17 protein-coding genes are annotated in these 19,230 nt (G+C 68.2%); 8 read left to right on the forward strand and 9 right to left on the reverse strand.

Features of this window, described 5'->3' with window-relative positions:
- The first annotated feature begins 96 nt into the window (after positions 1-96).
- The 7 genes from AB0I66_RS25855 to trxA all read left to right on the forward strand — a co-directional run bounded on the left by AB0I66_RS25855 (position 97) and on the right by trxA (position 9,849).
- On the forward strand, positions 97-2,454 hold the full coding sequence (locus tag AB0I66_RS25855) for a DUF6049 family protein (protein WP_363210669.1): 2,358 nt from the start codon (positions 97-99) through the stop codon (positions 2,452-2,454).
- A 47-nt stretch (positions 2,455-2,501) separates the two neighbouring features.
- The gene (gene murJ / locus AB0I66_RS25860) at positions 2,502-4,790 is read left to right on the forward strand and encodes a murein biosynthesis integral membrane protein MurJ (protein WP_363210323.1); all 2,289 of its coding nucleotides are present in this window, start codon (positions 2,502-2,504) and stop codon (positions 4,788-4,790) included.
- Between the two features lie 118 nt (positions 4,791-4,908).
- A complete protein-coding gene (locus tag AB0I66_RS25865; RefSeq protein WP_363210324.1) occupies positions 4,909-6,618 on the forward strand; it encodes a protein kinase family protein in 1,710 nt (569 codons plus the stop codon).
- A gap of 30 nt (positions 6,619-6,648) precedes the next feature.
- Positions 6,649-7,386 (forward strand): RNA polymerase sigma factor SigM, encoded by a 738-nt coding sequence (sigM, locus tag AB0I66_RS25870; RefSeq protein WP_363210325.1) that lies wholly within the window; start codon positions 6,649-6,651, stop codon positions 7,384-7,386.
- On the forward strand, positions 7,383-8,330 hold the full coding sequence (locus AB0I66_RS25875; RefSeq protein ID WP_363210326.1) for a hypothetical protein: 948 nt from the start codon (positions 7,383-7,385) through the stop codon (positions 8,328-8,330). Before sigM ends, AB0I66_RS25875 begins: the two co-directional genes overlap by 4 nt.
- Positions 8,331-8,513: 183 nt before the next feature.
- The gene (gene trxB, locus AB0I66_RS25880) at positions 8,514-9,473 is read left to right on the forward strand and encodes a thioredoxin-disulfide reductase (protein ID WP_363210327.1); all 960 of its coding nucleotides are present in this window, start codon (positions 8,514-8,516) and stop codon (positions 9,471-9,473) included.
- Positions 9,474-9,516: 43 nt separating this feature from the next.
- Positions 9,517-9,849, forward strand: a complete 333-nt coding sequence (gene trxA / locus AB0I66_RS25885; RefSeq protein ID WP_363210328.1) for a thioredoxin — start codon at positions 9,517-9,519, stop codon at positions 9,847-9,849.
- 106 nt (positions 9,850-9,955) lie between these two features.
- Here the strand turns inward: trxA and AB0I66_RS25890 are convergent, their stop codons facing one another.
- The 9 genes from AB0I66_RS25890 to rpmH all read right to left on the reverse strand — a co-directional run bounded on the left by AB0I66_RS25890 (position 9,956) and on the right by rpmH (position 16,883).
- A complete protein-coding gene (locus tag AB0I66_RS25890; RefSeq protein ID WP_363210329.1) occupies positions 9,956-10,573 on the reverse strand; it encodes a GNAT family N-acetyltransferase in 618 nt (205 codons plus the stop codon).
- A gap of 307 nt (positions 10,574-10,880) precedes the next feature.
- Positions 10,881-11,993: a ParB/RepB/Spo0J family partition protein gene (locus AB0I66_RS25895; RefSeq protein WP_363210330.1), complete on the reverse strand. Its 1,113-nt coding sequence runs from the start codon at positions 11,991-11,993 to the stop codon at positions 10,881-10,883.
- On the reverse strand, positions 11,990-13,066 hold the full coding sequence (locus tag AB0I66_RS25900) for a ParA family protein (protein ID WP_363210331.1): 1,077 nt from the start codon (positions 13,064-13,066) through the stop codon (positions 11,990-11,992). Before AB0I66_RS25900 ends, AB0I66_RS25895 begins: the two co-directional genes overlap by 4 nt.
- 284 nt (positions 13,067-13,350) lie before the next feature.
- Positions 13,351-14,067: a 16S rRNA (guanine(527)-N(7))-methyltransferase RsmG gene (gene rsmG, locus AB0I66_RS25905; protein WP_363210332.1), complete on the reverse strand. Its 717-nt coding sequence runs from the start codon at positions 14,065-14,067 to the stop codon at positions 13,351-13,353.
- Positions 14,068-14,166: 99 nt separating this feature from the next.
- Positions 14,167-14,688: a R3H domain-containing nucleic acid-binding protein gene (locus AB0I66_RS25910; protein ID WP_363210333.1), complete on the reverse strand. Its 522-nt coding sequence runs from the start codon at positions 14,686-14,688 to the stop codon at positions 14,167-14,169.
- A gap of 14 nt (positions 14,689-14,702) precedes the next feature.
- On the reverse strand, positions 14,703-15,995 hold the full coding sequence (gene yidC, locus AB0I66_RS25915) for a membrane protein insertase YidC (RefSeq protein ID WP_363210334.1): 1,293 nt from the start codon (positions 15,993-15,995) through the stop codon (positions 14,703-14,705).
- 3 nt (positions 15,996-15,998) lie between these two features.
- On the reverse strand, positions 15,999-16,358 hold the full coding sequence (gene yidD / locus AB0I66_RS25920) for a membrane protein insertion efficiency factor YidD (RefSeq protein WP_363210335.1): 360 nt from the start codon (positions 16,356-16,358) through the stop codon (positions 15,999-16,001).
- On the reverse strand, positions 16,355-16,726 hold the full coding sequence (gene rnpA, locus AB0I66_RS25925; RefSeq protein WP_363210336.1) for a ribonuclease P protein component: 372 nt from the start codon (positions 16,724-16,726) through the stop codon (positions 16,355-16,357). The genes yidD and rnpA overlap by 4 nt, the downstream gene beginning before the upstream one ends.
- Before the next feature lie 19 nt (positions 16,727-16,745).
- Positions 16,746-16,883: a 50S ribosomal protein L34 gene (rpmH, locus tag AB0I66_RS25930; RefSeq protein WP_006381191.1), complete on the reverse strand. Its 138-nt coding sequence runs from the start codon at positions 16,881-16,883 to the stop codon at positions 16,746-16,748.
- A 367-nt stretch (positions 16,884-17,250) separates the two neighbouring features.
- Between rpmH and dnaA the strand changes: the two genes are divergently transcribed.
- The gene (dnaA, locus tag AB0I66_RS25935; RefSeq protein WP_363210337.1) at positions 17,251-19,152 is read left to right on the forward strand and encodes a chromosomal replication initiator protein DnaA; all 1,902 of its coding nucleotides are present in this window, start codon (positions 17,251-17,253) and stop codon (positions 19,150-19,152) included.
- Positions 19,153-19,230 lie beyond the last annotated feature (78 nt).

Raw genomic sequence — 19,230 nt, forward strand, 5'->3', positions numbered from 1 at the left:
TGTGGAGCAGTCCGCGGCACTTCGTCACAGCGCACCTCGTTACCATGCGTGGACGCACAACCGACGACCACTGACGACGACGAGGACGGGCAACGCGTGGCCGAGGCGGCAGACTTCCCGGGGACCAGTCCCTCACCTGCCCGCCGGTGGCTGCGGCGTACGGCAGCGTTGCTGGCTGGGGCCCCATTGCTGGCCGGCATGCTGCAGCTGTCGGCCGGGCCGACCGCGCACGCCGCGACGCCGAGCGCGCCGGCAGACGCCACCGGTTCGAGCACCGTCGACGTCTCCCTGAACAAACTCACACCCACCGCGCCGACGGACGGCGACACGCTCACGATCTCCGGCACCGTCACCAACGACAGCAAGCAGCCGGTGACAGGAGCCGAGGTCGGGCTGCGCCTGGGGCCGGTCCTGAACGGCCGGAGCCAGATCGACTCCGCCGCCAAGCGCACCGGCTACCGGCCGGGAGCCGACGGCACCGAGGTGGGCGGCAAATACGTCAAGAAGTTCTCCAAGCTCGCCCCCGGCATCCGCCAGGACTTCAGCATCTCCGTCCCGGTCAAGGCCCTGGACCTCGGCGCCGACGGCGTCTACCAGCTGGGCGTCTCACTCACCGGCCGGACCTCAGCCCAGCCGTGGACCCAGGTACTCGGCTTCGAGCGGACCTTCCTGCCGTGGCAGTCGGGCGCCGCCGACACCAAGACCAAGACGACCTACCTGTGGCCGCTCATCTCCACCTCGCACCTCACGGCGGAGACCGGCTCGGACGAGCAGCAGACTCCCGTCTTCACGGACGACGACCTGGCCAAGGAGCTCGCTCCGGGCGGTCGCCTGGAACAGATGCTGTCCCTGGGCCGCCAGCTCGACGTGACCTGGGTCGTCGACCCCGACCTGCTGGCCTCGGTCGACCACATGACGCGGAACTACCGGGTGCAGACCGCCGACGGCAAGGGCACCACGGCGGGCAAGAACCAGGCGCTCGCCAAGGACTGGCTGAACAAGCTCGAGCAGACCGTAAAGAACAAGAAGGTCGTCGCGCTGCCCTTCGCCGATCCCGACCTGGCTTCGCTCGCCCATAACGGCAGGACCGTCACCGGCTCCCTGGGCCAGCTGAAGGACGCCACCGACGCGGGGGCGATGGCCGTGGATTCCATCCTCCACGTCAAGCCGCAGTCGGACTTCGCGTGGCCCGTGGACGGCGCTCTCGACCCGTCGATCGTCGACGTCTCCACCTCGGCGGGCGCCCACACGGTGATCGCCCGGAGCGACAGCCTGCGTGAGGGCAACGCGCTGCCGTACACGCCCAACGCCGCCCGGCCCATCGGCGGCGGCACGACGGCCGTGGTGGCCGACGCACGCCTCTCCACGGCCTTCCAGGGCGACATGACGGGGGCCGAGGACTCCACGCTCGCCGTGCAGCAGTTCCTCGCCCAGAGCCTGATGGTCACGCTGCAGGATCCGGACAAGCAGCGGAGCATCGTGGTGGCCCCGCAGCGCATGCCGTCCGCCAGCCAGGCCCAGTCGATGGCCAAGGCCCTGACCGCTCTCTCGGAAGAGCGCTGGTCCGAGCCGCAGGATCTCTCGGCTGCGGCCAAGGCGAAGCCGGACCCGGCGGCCACGACCCAGGTTCCGTCGGCCAGGTCCTACCCGGCGGCGCTGCGCAAGCAGGAGCTGCCGAAGTCGGCCTTCACGTCGATCCAGGGCACCCAGAACAAGCTCAACCGTTTCCAGACGATCCTCACCGAGCCCGACCGCGTCATCACGCCCTTCGGGCGGGCCATAGACCGCGAGATGTCGACGTCCTGGCGGGGCAGGGCCGCCGAGGCAGCCACATTCCGCCAGGGCGTGGCGGAATACCTGACCACGCTCGTCGAGCAAGTGGCGCTGATCGACAAGTCCGACGCGAAGCTCTCGGGCCGCAGCGCGACGATCCCCGTGACTGTGCAGAACAACCTGGTCCAGGGCGTCGACCACATGGTTCTGCGCCTGACGTCGGAGAATCCCACCCGTCTGAAGATCGGTGGCAAGTCCTACTACGAACAGCCGGTCAAGATCTCGGGCGGGCACGCCCAGTCGGTGAAGTTCACCACCACGGCCAACGCCAACGGCCCGGTCCCGGTCTACGCCCAGCTCTACACCGAGGACGGGCAGCCGTACGGCAAGAGGGTCCAGTTCGATGTGAACGTCACCGAGATCACCCTCACGGTGATGCTGGTCATCGCGGGCGGCGTACTGCTCCTCGTCCTCGCCGGATTCCGGATGTACACCCAGCGCAAGCGGGCCGCCCGCAAGCAGGCGGAGGAGGGCCCGGAGGACGGGCCGGAAGACGGACCGGACGGCGAGTCCGGCACAGAGCCCGGGGAGGACGACCCCGAGCAGCCGAGTGACCCGACACCGGACACCGCTCCGGAAAGCACCGACCCGTCGGACACGGGTGAGAGAGTGGACCGTTGAGCGATGTCGTGGCCGGTGGGCCCGGGGACGATGAGGTGGGGTAATCCATGAACGCGCCGTACGACGGTGACCGTGGCCAGGGCGCGGGCGGTTCCGGTCCTCCGGAGGACGGGCAGGTGCCACCCCAGCCTGCGCCGGACGTGTACCTCCAGGATGCCTACGACCAGGACCCCTACCGGGCACAGGACCTCGCCGCCCAGGACCCGGTGACCGAGGCGCTGTACGACCGCGCCGCGCACCCCCCGCCGCCGCCCGGCTATTACCAGGACCCTCAGCCGCTCTACGCCCAGCCGCCCTCCCCTCAGCACGCCCCGGATCCTCGCGTATGGGCGCAGACCCCGGCTCCCGAACCCGAAGGTCCGACCCGGCACCTCCCGTACGGCGACGACGCCCGAACGACGCAGTTCGTGGGCGTCGACGACCTGGTCACCCAGGCCGGCGAGGAACGCCACGAGCCGGACGCCTTCGCCCATCTCTTCCGGGACCAGCAGCCCGGCGGCTACCGCGAGCAGTCCGGCGGCTACCAACAGGACGGCTACCCCCAGAGCAACGGCTACCCCCAGGGCAACGGCTACCCGCAGAGTCCTGGCTATCCCCAGGGCGACGGCTATCAGCAGCAGGGCGGCTACCAGCCTGCCGAGCCCCCGATGGTCCCGGCACCGGCAGCTCCCCCGGCCCCCGCACCGGCCCCGAAGTCGGGCGGCGGCGGACGGGCCTCGAGCCTGCTGAAGTCGAGCGCGGTGATGGCCGCGGGCACGATGGTCTCCCGCCTCACCGGCTTCGTGCGCACCATGGTGATCACCGCGGCTCTCGGCGCCGCGACACTCGGTGACGCCTGGACGGTCGCGTACACGCTGCCGACGATGATCTACATCCTGTCCGTCGGCGGCGGCCTCAACTCGGTGTTCGTGCCGCAGCTGGTGCGCGCCATGAAGGACGACAAGGACGGCGGCGAGGCCTACGCCAACCGTCTGCTGACCCTTGTCATGGTCGCCCTCGGCCTCATCGTCGCCCTGGCCGTCTTCGCGGCGCCACTGCTGGTCAAGCTGATGTCGACCCCCATCGCGAACGACGAGGCGGCCAACAACGTCGCTGTCACCTTCGCCCGCTACTGCCTGCCCACCATCTTCTTCATGGGCGTGCACGTGGTGATGGGGCAGATCCTCAACGCCCGCGGCAAGTTCGGCGCGATGATGTGGACCCCGGTCCTCAACAACATCGTCATGATCTTCACGTTCGGCCTGTTCATCTGGGTCTACGGGACATCCGGCGACTCCGGCATGGACGTGCATACGATCCCGGCGGACGGCGTACGTCTCCTCGGCATCGGCACTCTGCTCGGCCTCGCGGTCCAGGCACTGGCGATGATCCCGTACCTGCGCGAGACGGGTTTCCGGTTCCGGCCGCGCTTCGACTGGAAGGGCCACGGCCTCGGCAAGGCGGTCAAGCTCGCCAAGTGGACGGTGCTCTTCGTCCTCGCCAACCAGGCCGGCGTGCTCGTCGTCACCCAGCTGGCCACCGCCGCGGGCAAGGCCTCCGGCAAGGACGGCTCGGGCATCATGGCCTACTCCAACGCCCAGCTGATCTGGGGCATGCCGCAGGCCATCATCACCGTCTCCGTCATGGCGGCCATGCTGCCCCGCATCTCGCGGTCGGCCCACGACAACGACGCCGGCGCGGTGCGCGACGACATCTCGCAGGGGCTGCGCACCTCCGCGGTGGCGATCGTCCCGGTCGCCTTCTCGTTCGTCGCCCTTGGCGTCCCGATGTGCACCCTGCTCTTCGCCTCCAGCGGCAGCCAGGCCGCCCAGTCCATGGGCTTCGTCCTGATGGCGTTCGGCCTGGGGCTGATCCCGTACTCGGTGCAGTACGTCGTCCTGCGCGGCTTCTACGCCTACGAGGACACCCGGACGCCCTTCTACAACACGGTCATCGTGGCTGCCGTCAACGCGGCGGCGAGCGTCCTGGCCTACGTCCTCCTGCCCGCGGAGTGGGCCGTGGTCGGCATGGCCGCCTCGTACGGCCTCGCTTACGCGGTCGGCGTCGGTGTCGCCTGGCGCAGGCTGCGCAACCGCCTCGGCGGCGATCTGGACGGCACCCAAGTCCTGCGTACGTACGCCCGGCTCGCCATGGCGTGCATCCCCGCGGCCCTTCTCGGCGGCGCCGCGGGTTACGGAATCCTCAAAACTCTGGGCGACGGTGCGGGGGGTTCGCTGATCGCTCTGGTGGTCGGTGGAGTCATTCTCGGTGGTGTCTTCTTCGTGGCCGCCCGAAAGATGCGGATTGCGGAGCTCAATTCGATGGTCGGGATGGTGCGCGGCCGTCTCGGACGGTGAGATACAGGGGTTCGCACAACCATCACCGGCCACCGCGTGTCGTGCATAGCGCCGGACTGTGGGCACAATTGGCTTTGGCGTCTGACGAAGCGCGATGGATGGGGAGGCAGGAACGACGGTGGCGGAACGGAGCACGGCTGCCGTCGACGTGGCAGACAACAGCGGCGATGAGCCGCTGACCGCGAAGGCGGACGAGGCCACGGCCGACGGGGTGGCCCAGACCCGGGAGCGGGAAACGGCAGAAGAAGGCGCAGCGGAGATTGATGAGCCCATGGGCGCGGGGGCGGCATCACCCCCCGAGCTGCACAGTGGCCACAAGCTCGCCAGACGCTACCGACTCGAAGAATGCGTCACCCGTCTGGACGGTTTCAGCAGCTGGCGTGCGGTGGACGAGAAGCTCCGCCGGGCTGTCGGCGTGCACCTGCTGCCCGCCGACCATCCGCGCGCACGATCAGTGCTCGCCGCGGCCCGTTCGTCGGCGTTGCTCGGCGATCCTCGATTCGTCCATGTCCTGGACGCCGTCGAGGAGAACGACCTCGTCTACGTGGTTCACGAGTGGCTGCCGGACGCCACGGAGCTGACCGCGCTGCTCGCCGCGGGCCCTCTTGAGGCGCACGACGCGTATCAACTCGTCAGCCAGGTCGCCCAAGCCATGGCGGCCGCTCACCGCGAAGGGCTCGCCCACCTGCGGCTGACCCCGAGCGCGGTGCTGCGGACGTCCTCCGGCCAGTACCGCATCCGCGGCCTCGCCGTGAACGCGGCGCTGCGCGGCATCAGCTCGGACACCCCGCAGCGCACGGACACTGAAGCGGTCGGTGCGCTCCTGTACGCCTCGCTGACCCAGCGCTGGCCGTACGAGGACGACGCGTACGGCCTCTCCGGGCTCCCCAAGGGCGTCGGCCTCATCGCTCCCGACCAGGTGCGCGCAGGCGTGCACAGGGGCCTCTCCGAGCTCGCCATGCGCGCGCTCGTCAACGAGGGTGCGACGGCCTCCCGCCAGGAGCCCCCGTGCACGACCCCCGAGGAGCTGGTGAAGGCGATCGGTGAGATGCCGCGCATCCGCCCGCCGGAGCCCGCCTTCACCGCACCGCCCGAGTACCAGCGAACGACCTACCAGCAGGGCACCTACGGCCGCACCACGCCCCGCCCCGGTGTCACCCAGGCCGTCCCCACCCCGCCACCCCCGCTGCAGAGCCGTACCGGCAAGGCCCTCAAGTGGGCCGTGTCCGCACTGCTCATCGCGGCTCTTGGTCTCGGCAGCTGGCAGCTCGCGGACGCGTTGATGGACCGAGGGAACTCCGAGGACCCGGGCAGCGCCGACACGTCAGACGAGGGCGACAAGAGCGAGCCGAAGACCGCGCATCCGATCAAGATCGTGAACGGCGAGGAGTACGTGCTCAAGGGCGGACCGCAGGATCTCGCGGGCGTCCCCAACACGTACGACGGCGACGCCTCTACGTACTGGCGCTCCAAGAGCTTCATAGAGGGCCCGAAGCTGGCCCCGTACAAGCCCGGCGTCGGTATCGTCTACGACCTCGGCAAGGAAGAGGACGTATCGGCCGCGTCGCTCGGGCTCCGCTACGGCGGCGACCACACGACGGTCGAGCTGTACGCCGCGAACTCGATGTCCTCCTCCACGCCCCCGAGCTCCATGAAGAAGATCGGGACCGTCACGACCACCGGACAGACCGCGAAGATCAAGGCGAAGAAGCCGGTCGCCACGCGGTACGTACTGGTCTGGCTCACCGACGTACCGCAGTCACCACGTGACGAGTTCAGCGGCGCCGGGTACAAGCAGGCCATCACGGACGTGAAGTTCACGGGCTGACCGAAGCTCATCGGGGGAGGGGGTTCGACGGTGGACGACACCACGCACGGCGAGATGAGCGACAAGGACCTCCTGGCCCGCCACGTGGCGGGGGACAAGGACGCCTTCGGCGAGCTTGTCCGGCGCCATCGCGACCGTCTGTGGGCAGTGGCCCTGCGCACACTGGGCGACCGCGAGGAAGCTGCTGACGCCGTCCAGGACGCCCTGGTGTCCGCCTACCGCGCCGCCCACACGTTCCGCGGGCAGTCGGCCGTCACCACGTGGCTGCACCGGATCACCGTGAACGCCTGCCTCGACCGGGCCCGCAAGGCTGCTTCCCGTAAGACCTCCCCCATCGACGACACCGAACGGCTCGAGCAGCTCCTCGAACCGCACGAGTCGGCCGAAGCACCCGTCGAGCGCGGCGATCTCCACCGCGAGGTCATCGAAGCTCTGGGCACCCTGCCGCACGACCAGCGCGCCGCCCTCGTCCTCGTGGACATGCATGGCTACCCGGTGGCCGAGGCCGCCAGCGTGCTCGAGGTACCCACCGGCACCGTGAAGAGCCGCTGCGCTCGCGGCAGAGCCAGACTGCTGCCGCTGCTCACCCACCTGCGCACGGAACCCCGTAAGCAGAGCGGAGACGGCGGCGAGGACGACGAGGAAGGAAAGAAGACTGGCCCGGGAAGGAACCGGACGCAGGGGACATCCGTCCCACCTGCAGCGGGACCACGGGACGCGGGACCAAGCGATTCAGCTGCTGTGAAGGGCGGAGGTGGGCGAGCGTGACAACCACGACCGATTCGGCCGGGCACCCAGAAGTCGCCGAGATCTCCGACCTCACGGAGGGGCTGCTGCCTCCGTCCCGCACCGTCGATGTCCGGCAGCACCTGGACGACTGCGAGCTCTGCGCCGATGTCTACGACTCCTTGGAGGAGATCCGGGGGATTCTCGGCACTCTGCCGGGGCCGCCACGGATGCCGGCCGATGTCGCAGGACGGATCGACGCCGCGCTGGCGGCCGAAGCGCTCCTTGACTCCGTCGCACCCGGATCCGTCGAAGCGATCGATCCGGATCCAGCACCGGAGCCGACGGCTGCCGCACGTGTTTCACGTGAAACATCGCCCCCTTCCGTGCAACGCGGCGAGCCCGCCAACCGTCCCGCGGGTCACTCCCGCGCTGCGACTGGGCCTGGACGACGCAGCCGCTTGCGGAGCGGCCGTCGGCGCAACGTAGTACTCGGTGCCGTTTTCACGGCGGCCGCCATCGGCCTGGGCTCCTTGTTGCTGCAGAACGTGGGCAGTGACTCTGACGGTTCGGGCGAGACTGCTTCGGGGCACAGCGATTCCGCACATGCCTTCTCCGAGGACAAGCTCAAGGGCCAGGTGACGGACCTGCTCGCCAAGGCGCCCACCACGAGCCCCGAGTCGGGCAGCGACAAGCCGTCCTTCGACGTGCGGTCCAGCCCGGAGTCCCCGAAGGAACAGAAGAAGATGCGCGAGTCCACGGTCACCGTCCCGTCGTGCATCCAGCTCGGCATCGGCGACAAGGCACCGCTGGCTGCCGAGAAGGGCACCTACAAGGGGAAGGACGCCTACCTCGTCGTGGCGTCCCATGACTCCGACACGGCGAAGGTCTCCGCGTACGTGGTCGACGCGTCGTGCGTCGACAAGGCGTCGTCGGCCTCCGCTGCGGGCAAGGTGCTGCTGACCAACTCCTACGCGCGGCCCTGACCTTCTGGCCGCTGCGGCGGGAGACTCGGCTCAGCGTGGCATCCTGGCGTCCCCTGACATGCTTCCGTGCGCTCGGACACGTCGGGAATGCATGCCCCGTAGGATCCGTTGGGTGGGATGAGAGACCTGATACAGGCACCCACCAGCAGTACGCAGCAGTCTCCAGAGACGAGGAATCAAGCCGTGACCGACGTCCGTAACGTGATCATCATCGGCTCCGGGCCCGCCGGCTACACGGCGGCGCTCTACACCGCGCGAGCGTCGCTGAAGCCCCTGGTGTTCGAGGGCGCCGTCACCGCAGGCGGTGCGCTGATGAACACCACCGAGGTGGAGAACTTCCCCGGCTTCCAGGACGGCGTCATGGGCCCCGAGCTCATGGACAACATGCGGGCCCAGGCCGAGCGCTTCGGCGCCGAGCTGGTGCCGGACGACGTCATCTCCGTCGACCTCACCGGTGAGATCAAGACCGTGACGGACACGGCGGGCACCGTGCACCGCGCGAAGACCGTCATTGTCACGACGGGCTCCCAGCACCGCAAGCTCGGTCTGCCGAACGAGGACGCGCTCTCCGGCCGTGGCGTCTCCTGGTGCGCGACCTGCGACGGCTTCTTCTTCAAGGACCAGGACATCGCCGTGATCGGCGGCGGCGACACCGCGATGGAGGAGGCCACCTTCCTCTCGCGCTTCGCCAAGTCCGTGACGATCGTGCACCGTCGCGACAGCCTGCGTGCGTCCAAGGCGATGCAGGAGCGCGCGATGGCCGACCCGAAGATCAGCTTCGTCTGGGACAGCGAGGTCGCCGAGATCAAGGGCGAGCAGAAGCTCTCCGGTCTGACGCTGCGCAACCTGAAGACGGGTGAGACCTCCGAGCTGCCCGTGACCGGCCTCTTCATCGCGATCGGCCACGACCCGCGCACAGAGCTCTTCAAGGGCCAGCTCACCCTGGACGACGAGGGCTACCTGAAGGTGGACGCCCCCTCGACCCGGACGAACGTGCCCGGCGTCTTCGGCGCCGGCGACGTCGTCGACCACACGTACCGCCAGGCGATCACAGCGGCCGGCACCGGCTGCTCCGCCGCCCTGGACTCCGAGCGGTTCCTCGCTGCCCTCGTGGACAGCGAGACGGCCGCCGCCGCCGTCTGACATCCCATCCTCCCCACCGCATCACCGAGTTAAGGAGCCCGCCGTGGCCGGCACTCTGAAGAACGTGACTGACGCCTCCTTCGAGGAAGACGTCCTGAAGAACGACAAGCCCGTCCTGGTGGACTTCTGGGCCGCTTGGTGCGGACCGTGCCGCCAGATCGCGCCGTCCCTCGAGGCGATCGCGGCCGAGCACGGCGACAAGATCGAGATCGTCAAGCTCAACATCGACGAGAACCCGGGCATCGCGGCCAGGTACGGCGTCATGTCCATCCCGACCCTGAACGTGTACCAGGGTGGCGAGGTGGCCAAGACGATCGTCGGCGCCAAGCCGAAGGCGGCCCTGGAGCGCGACCTCGCGGACTTCATCGCCGAGTAACGAGCGACGCCATCAGGCGACGCGTTGTTTCACGTGAAACACGAATGGGCCAGCCCACCAGGGCTGGCCCATTCGCATGAGAAGGGTGAGTCGACGCCGCCCAGGATCAGAGCGGCCGGAGCACCGGCTCCTTCTGTACCGCCCCCAGCAACCGGTCGAGCGCCATCTCGACGTCTTCCTTCCAGGAGAGCGTCGTCCGCAGCTCAAGCCTCAGCCGTGGATATGAGGGATGCGGGCGGACCGTCTTGAAGCCCACCGCCAGCAGGTGATCGGCGGGCAGCACACAGGCGGGCTTCTCCCACCGGGCATCGCCGAAAGCTTCGATCGCCTTGAATCCCCGTCGCAGCAGATCCTTCGCGACTGTCTGGACGATGACACGGCCGATCCCCTGGCCCTGGTAGCCCGGCATGATCCAGGCGGTCATCAGCTGCACGGCATCGGGGGACACCGGGCTCGTCGGAAAGGCGGTGGCTCGAGGCACATACGCCGGCGGGGCGTACAGCACGAAGCCCACCGGAAGATCATCGACGTAGACGACCCGACCGCAGGATCCCCACTCGAGCAGGACCGCGGAGATCCACGCCTCTTTCTCGAGCTCCGGCGTACCGGCCTTTACCGCGGCCTGGCCGCTGACCGGGTCCAGCTCCCAGAAGACACACGTCCGGCAACGCTGGGGAAGGTCCGGAAGGTTGTCCAGCGTGAGCGGTACGAGCCGACGCCCCATGAAGGCTGTTCCTCACTTCCTTCGCCCGCCGCATCACGGGCGGCGGTCAGAGCGCTCCGTTCCTTCAGCAGGCTGCCGACGAATCCGCCGACAGCTCCCAGCCCAAGGCCCGCAGTCATCAATCCGGTCCGGCTCACCGATCGCATGGCCCTCCCCTCCCCAATGAGGTGCCGCCAGCTGGATGTGCCATACCCAATCGCATCGTATCCACGATGCGATTGCACCGAAACCGTAGGAAAGCAAAGAGCGAGCCGTGTTCCGGTACACACCGGACACGGCCCGCTCTCGGCGGACTGGCTGAAGAGGCTCAGGCCTCTTCGCCCTCGGTCGTGTCGTCCTCGGCGGAGTCCTCGGCGAGCCCGTTCTTCAGGACCGGCCCCTCGCCCGGAGCGAGCGTCGCGAGGATGCGCTCAAGGTCCTCCAGCGAGGCGAAGTCGACGACGATCTTGCCCTTCTTCTGCCCCAGGTCCACCCTCACCCGGGTTTCGAACCGGTCGGAGAGACGCGTGGCAAGGCTGGTCAGCGACGGCGACACCCGAGCACCCGCACGCGGCCCCTTGGCCCGCGGAGTGCTCTGCGGCCGCGAACCCATGAGGGTCACGATCTCCTCTACGGCTCGCACCGAAAGCCCCTCGGCCACGATCCGGTGCGCCAGGCGGTCCTGCTCCTCCGAGTCCTCGACGGACAGCAGAGCGCGAGCGTGGCCCGCGGAGAGCACCCCGGCGGCAACCCTGCGCTGAACCGCCGGCGACAGCTTCAGCAGCCGCAGCGTGTTCGAGACCTGCGGGCGCGAACGCCCGATCCGATCCGCGAGCTGGTCGTGCGTGCAGTTGAAGTCCCTGAGCAGCTGGTCGTAGGCGGCAGCCTCTTCCAGCGGGTTCAGCTGTGCACGGTGCAGGTTCTCCAGGAGTGCGTCCAGGAGGAGCTTCTCGTCGTCCGTGGCACGGACGATCGACGGGATGCGCTCGAGTCCTGCCTCACGGCAAGCCCGCCAGCGCCGCTCACCCATGATGAGCTCGTAGCGCGAGGGCCCGACCTGCCGCACGACGACAGGCTGGAGAAGTCCGACCTCCTTGATGGAGGTCACCAGCTCGGCGAGGGCGTCCTCATCGAAGACCTCACGGGGCTGCCTCGGGTTGGGCGTGATGAAGTCGAGAGGCAGCTCGGCGAAGTGCGCACCGACCGGGCTCTCCTCGATCTCCACCGTCTCGTGCGGCGCCTGCTCCGTTTCATGTGAAACAGGGCTCTGCGGGAGCGCAGCCACCTTCGCGGCCGCCACACCCCGCTCGGCCGTAAGCACTGGTACGGCACTCGGCGAAGCCGAAGCTCCGTTCATGGCCTGGGCGGTCGACTTCTCCGTCGGGGCCGCAGGGATCAGGGCGCCGAGGCCACGGCCCAGCCCTCTACGTCGCTCGCTCACTGCATCCCCTCCGTCGTGCTGTGCTGATCATTCTGAGCGCCCAGGTGGGCGTGCTGTACGTCGTAGCGAATGCCGACGCCACGGAGCGCGATCTCCCGCGCCGCCTCGAAGTACGAGAGGGCACCGCTCGACCCCGGATCGTAGGTGAGCACGGTCTGGCCGTAGCTCGGCGCCTCGGAGATACGGACCGAGCGGGGAATGCTCGTCCGCAGGACCTCCTCGCCGAAGTGGGTGCGCACCTCGTCCGCCACCTGTGAAGCGAGCCGGGTGCGGCCGTCGTACATGGTGAGCAAGATCGTCGAGACGTGCAGATGAGGGTTGAGGTGCCCTCGGACCAGGTCGACGTTGCGCAGGAGCTGACCGAGGCCCTCCAGTGCGTAGTACTCGCACTGAATGGGGATCAACACCTCCGCGCCGGCAACCAGGGCGTTGACCGTAAGGAGGCCGAGCGAGGGCGGGCAGTCGATGAGGACGTAGTCCAGCGGCTGCTCGTACGCCTGGATCGCCCGCTGCAGTCGGCTCTCCCGCGCCACCAGCGACACCAACTCGATCTCCGCACCGGCGAGATCGATGGTGGCCGGGGCACAGAAAAGTCCTTCGACATCGGGGACCGGCTGCACGACTTCGGAAAGCGGCTTGCTGTCGATCAGCACGTCGTAGATGGACGGCACTTCCGCGTGGTGGTCGATACCCAGCGCCGTGGAGGCGTTGCCCTGCGGGTCGAGGTCGATGACCAGGACGCGCGCGCCGTGCAGAGCAAGTGAAGCGGCGAGGTTGACGGTTGTCGTCGTCTTGCCCACTCCACCCTTCTGGTTGGCAACCACCATGACGCGGGTCTGCTCGGGTCGTGGCAGGCCCTCGCCTGCTCGGCCCAGGGCTTCCACCGCCAGTTGGGCAGCACGACCGATGGGGGTGTCGTCCATCGGGGGCGGTGTTTCACGTGAAACATCCTCCCCCGCCGACTCGGTACGGGGACCGGGGACCGGATCGGTCATCGGTCCCGCGATGTTGGCGTCGGACCGCAAGGATTCACTCTCCTCGACTTCAGGCTCGCAATGAACAGAGCCTCCCATGCTTTGAGGGTCGTGAACCAGCGAGGCCCGGTCTTCTGTGGACGAATCCACCTCTGTGGACAACTCCGTTCCCTTATCGAGGGAACCGAGTGGCCGACGCTCGCGAGGTTCCGCAGCGCGGCCGCGACTGATGATGCCATGCAGCAGTGAGCGACGTTTCACGTGAAACACGATGCACGGCAGCCGGGGTGCCGCATGCGCGACACCCCGGTATGCGTACGTTTGGCAGCTTGTGTGGAGTACGGCTCGTCGTCAGGACGGATCAACGACGAGGGCGGGACTGCTCAGCGACGACGCCTGGTACGACCAGTCCGAGCAGCCTTCGCGCGCTTGGCCGCGAAACGCACACCGCCGGGGCTCTCCCCGACCTCGACCCGCACGACCGTGGACAGCGGATCCACCACGCCCTCACCGACATGCAACACGGAGGTCGTCACGGCGCCGAGCTTGCTCAGTGCAGCCCCGGCGGCCTTGACCTCTTCCTCAGCCGTGTCCCCCTTGAGCAGAAGCATCTCCCCGTAGGGACGCAAGAGCGGCACGCCCCAGGCCGCGAGGCGGTCCAGTGGTGCCACGGCCCGCGCGGTCACCACGTGGACGGGAGGCAGCTTGCCAAGGACCTCCTCGGCGCGCCCCCGCACGACCGTCACATGGTCGAGCCCGAGCAGCTCGACCACTTCGGTGAGGAAGTTGGTCCGCCGCAGCAGAGGTTCAAGCAGCGTGATCTTGAGATCCGGGCGGACGAGAGCCAGCGGAATACCCGGCAGGCCCGCCCCCGAGCCGACGTCGCACACCATCACGTTCTCGGGCACGACCTCGGAGAGGACCGCGCAGTTCAGCAGGTGCCGCTCCCACAGCCGGGGCACTTCGCGGGGGCCGATCAGGCCGCGCTGCACTCCCGCGTCGGCCAGCAACTCCGCGTACCGGACCGCGTCCGAGAAGCGCTCACCGAATACCGCCCGGGCCTGCTCGGGCGCCGAGGGGAGCTCCGCTGCCTCCGTCACGGGGACCGTCCTTCCGTACCGCACTGGGGTGGCTGACTATCAGGCTGACAAAGACCGGCCCCGCCTGCGAACAGACGGGGCCGGGGAAACGGCGTGCGATCAGGCGGGAAGCACGACGACGAAGCGCTGCGGCTCCTCGCCCTCGGACTCGCTGCGCAGACCGGCGGCCTTGACCGCATCATGCACGACCTTGCGCTCGAAGGGCGTCATCGGCTTGAGGTTGACCGGCTCACCCGAGCTCTTCACCTCGGCCGCGGCCTTGGCACCCAGCTCGGAGAGTTCCTCGCGCTTCTTGGCGCGGTAACCCGCGATGTCCAGCATGAGGCGGCTGCGGTCGCCGGTCTCGCGGTGCACGGCGAGACGGGTCAGCTCCTGGAGCGCCTCCAGGACCTCACCGTCACGGCCGACGAGCTTCTGCAGGTCGCGGCTGTGCGAGTCGCTGATGATCGAGACAGCGGCGCGGTCGGCCTCGACGTCCATGTCGATGTCGCCGTCGAGATCGGCGATGTCCAGCAGACCCTCGAGGTAGTCCGCCGCGATCTCACCCTCCTGCTCAAGGCGGGTGAGGGTGTCGCCGGCCTCGACCTCGGCCTCGGCGGGGGCGGTGGTGCCTTCCGTCACGGGATGGACTCCTTCTACTTCTTGGACGGGTGCTTGGGCCGCTGCTGGCCCTTGCGCTGCCCCGACTTGGCTTGGCGTGCGTTACCTGACCCGGACTTGCCGCCCGCGGGCTTGCCCTGGGGAGCGGCGTCCTCAGGCTCGTCCTGAGTCTTCTCCAGTGACGTCTTCGCGTCCGAAGGGGCCTCTGTGTCGCTCTCCGCCTTGCCGTGTGTGGCGGCGGACTGGCGCTGCGACTTGCTCTGGCGCTTGGGCTGCTGCCGCTTCGGGGTGGCACCGGCTGCGGGAGTGCCGTCCTCGGTCTCCGTGGCGACAGCGGAGTCGCTCGGCGCGACGGAGCCGTCGGTCTGGGCCACGAGACCCGCCTTGCTCAGGCCATTGATGAACTTGCGCTCGAACTCGTTGCGGTCACGTCCCTTGGCGACGATCGCCTTCATGACGTTCACGTTGCCGCGGCCCCGCACCTTCTTGTGGTGCGTGATCTGCTTCTGCAGACGCTCGAGGTACGCGGCCTGAGCCTTGGAGCCCGGAGTCGGGTTACGGCGGATGACGAACATCTGCTGACCCATGGTCCACACGTTGGTGGTCAGCCAGTAGACGAGAACACCGACCGGGAAGTTGATGCCGAACACGGCGAACATGATCGGGAAGACGTACATCAGCATCTTCTGCTGCTGCATGAACGGCGTCTTGACCGTCGTGTCCACGTTCTTCGTCATCAGCTGGCGCTGCGTGAAGAACTGCGACGCCGACATCAGGATGATCATGATCGCGGTGACAACGCGGACGTCGGTCAGCGAGGCGTGGAGCGCCTCGACCTTCTCCTGGCTGTCCATGAACTTCGCGGCGAGCGGGGCGCCGAAGATGTGCGCCTTCTGCGCGCTCTCGAGCAGCGGCTTGTCGATGACGCCGATGGTGTCGTTCGACGCGATGCCGGAGAGCACGTGGTAGAGCGCGAAGAAGAACGGCGACTGCGCCAGGATGGGAAGGCACGAGGAGAGCGGGTTCGTACCCGACTCCTTGTACAGCTTCATCATCTCTTCGGACTGACGCTGCTTGTCGCTCTTGTAGCGTTCCTGGATCTTCTTCATCTCGGGCTGCAGCGTCTGCATCGCCCGGGTCGCCTTGATCTGCTTCACGAAGAGCGGGATCAGGCAGATACGGATCAAGATCACCAGGGACACGATGGACAAGCCCCAGGCCCAGCCCGTGTCAGGACCGAAAATGGCCCCGTACAGCGAGTGGAACTGGACGATGACCCAGGAAACGGGTGTCGTGATGAAGCTGAACAGACTGGCAATCGTGTCCACTAATCAGGCTCCTTGAGCATGGGACGGGGTCTCGGCGGCCGGGCTCGGGGTATCCGGGGACATCTCCTCGGAGGGCACGCCAGCGGCGGAGGGCCCGCCCTTGCGCTCGCGCCACATGGCGCGCAGCATCTCGTGCCACCGCGGACGCTTGCGCGGCGGGACATGGTCGACACCACCGAGCGACCACGGATTGCACCGCAGGATGCGCCAGGCCGTCAGCGCCGTTCCCTTGATCGCACCGTGCCGGTCGATGGCCAGGTAGCCGTAGCGGGAGCACGACGGGTAGTACTTGCACACCGGACCAAGCAGCGGACTGATCGTCCACTGATACAGCTTGATCAGAGCCAGCAGTGGGTACTTCATCGAGCGCCCCCTCCCAGCAGCCGCTGAAGAGCGGCGTCCAGGTCTTGGGCCAGCTGTGCATGGGCGGCGTCACCCGATCCGGGCAACGCTCGTACGACTACCAGGCTACCGGGGGGCAGCTGGCCCACCCGGTCGCGCATCAGATGGCGAAGCCTGCGCTTCACCGTATTGCGTACGACTGCTCCGCCAACGGCCTTGCTCACGACGAAACCCGCACGCGTCGGGGGAACGCTCTCCCCAGGCGCGTGCGGGTCCGTTGCACCGCTACGAAGATGGACGACGAGAAGCGGGCGTCCGGCCCGTCGTCCTCGGCGTACCGCGGTCGCGAAGTCTTCGCGCCGCCTCAGCCGATGCTCGGTAGGCAGCACGACGTCATGACCTAAACGATTAGGCGGAAAGGCTGGCGCGACCCTTGCCACGACGGTTCGCGAGGATCGCGCGGCCGGCACGGGTGCGCATCCGCAGGCGGAAGCCGTGGGTCTTGGCGCGGCGACGGTTGTTCGGCTGGAAGGTGCGCTTGCTCACTCGGGGGCTCCAGAAATGATTGTGTGGTGGCGGGACATCGCCTGGCTGTCACCGTGCGCCCACGAGAAGCTCGCGAATACGCACCGAGTGCACCGCTTCACAATCACAGATCGTGATCTTTGCCCATCGGAGGCAGGCGGCAGCAGCCATCGACAACTCGACCTGGTCACGGTACGCGGGGCTACGCCATCCGGTCAAACCGACCGTCAGGGAGAGACACTGTGCACAGCCTGTGGACAACAACTTGAACCGCAGCCGTTGCCCTGACTACCGTGGCCAAACTCCGATTCATTCCCTTCTCCCTGCCCATCCCGATTTCCGTCCCAAGAACCACACCTTCGTGGGACCCCGTGAGAGAGCGTGCCTTGTGGCTGACGTACCTGCCGATCTTGCCGCAGTGTGGCCACGAGTTCTGGAGCAGCTGCTGGGTGAGGGGCGGGGACACGGAGTAGACGCGAAGGACGAGCGCTGGATCAAGCGCTGCCAGCCGCTGGCACTCGTCGCCGACACCGCCCTGCTGGCCGTGCCGAACGAGTTCGCCAAGGGCGTGCTCGAGGGCCGCCTCGCCCCCATCGTCAGCGAGTCGCTGAGCCGCGAGTGCGGCCGCCCGATCCGTATCGCCATCACGGTGGACGACTCGGTCGGCGACCCCATGGACCGGCCCGGCCCCACGGCGCCGCCATACCAGCAGCAGCCCGGCCAGCAACAGCAGCAACGTTACGAGGAGCCGGAGCAGCACCCGGGCCCCAATCAGGGACATGAGCAGTACGACGGTTACGGCCGCCGCACCTCGGACGACCATGCACCGGGCCACGGGCCCGACCAGCTGCCGACCGCCCGCCCCGCGTACCCCGACTATCAGCGCCCCGCGCCCGGCGCCTGGCCGCAGCAGCAGCCGCCCCAGCAGGACGACTACGGCTGGCAGCAGCAGCGGCTGGGCTTTCCCGAGCGGGACCCGTACGCGAGCCCCCAGCAGCAGCCCCAGCACGACTACCGGTCGCAGCCCCCGCAGGGGCACTCCCCGTATGAACAGCACCGCCAGGACCGGCAGGACCAGCAGGACCGCCACGACCGGCACGACCGCCACGACAGACGTGAGCGTCACGACCAGTCGCAGGGATCCGGCGGACACGACCCCCGGGGCGGCGGCCACGGCAACGGCCACGGTGTCCACGGCAGCGGCACCCCCGGCCCGCTGGCCGCTCAGCCGGCCCCGGCGTCGGCGCCCGGCGAGCCCACCGCGCGTCTCAACCCGAAGTATCTTTTCGACACCTTCGTGATCGGCGCTTCCAACCGCTTCGCGCACGCCGCGGCCGTCGCCGTGGCCGAGGCGCCCGCCAAGGCGTACAACCCCCTCTTCATCTACGGAGAGTCCGGGCTCGGCAAAACGCACCTGCTGCACGCCATCGGTCACTACGCCCGAAGCCTCTATCCCGGCACGCGCGTGCGCTACGTGAGCTCCGAGGAGTTCACGAACGAGTTCATCAACTCCATCCGCGACGGCAAGGGCGACACTTTCCGCAAGCGGTACCGCGAGATGGACATCCTGCTCGTCGACGACATCCAGTTCCTCGCGAGCAAGGAGTCGACGCAGGAGGAGTTCTTCCACACCTTCAATACGCTTCACAACGCGAACAAACAGATCGTGCTCTCCAGCGACCGGCCGCCCAAACAGCTGGTGACGCTGGAGGACCGGCTGCGCAACCGCTTCGAGTGGGGACTGATCACCGACGTCCAGCCGCCGGAGCTCGAGACGCGTATCGCCATCCTTCGTAAGAAGGCGGTGCAGGAGCAGCTCAACGCCCCGCCGGAGGTCCTTGAGTTCATCGCGTCCCGCATCTCACGCAACATCCGTGAGCTCGAGGGCGCGCTGATCCGGGTCACGGCCTTCGCCTCGCTCAACAGGCAGCCGGTGGACCTGGGTCTGACGGAGATCGTCCTGAAGGACCTGATCCCGGGCGGCGAGGACGCCTCTCCGGAGATCACGGCTCCGGCCATCATGGCCGCGACCGCGGACTACTTCGGTCTGACGGTGGACGACCTCTGCGGATCCTCGCGCAGCCGCGTCCTGGTGACGGCCCGCCAGATCGCGATGTACCTCTGCCGCGAGCTGACGGACCTCTCCCTGCCCAAGATCGGCGCGCAGTTCGGCGGCCGCGACCACACGACGGTCATGCACGCGGACCGCAAGATCCGGGCCCTGATGGCCGAGCGGCGCTCGATCTACAACCAGGTCACCGAGCTCACCAACCGCATCAAGAACGGCTGACAGAGGCCGGCAAACACCTCCGAAGGGCGCCCCGGGACAACTTCCGGGGCGCCCTTCGGCGTTGTGCACGCGCGCGTG

Origin of the sequence: Streptomyces sp. NPDC050439 (genome assembly GCF_040655335.1) — a bacterium.
GTDB lineage: Bacteria > Actinomycetota > Actinomycetes > Streptomycetales > Streptomycetaceae > Streptomyces.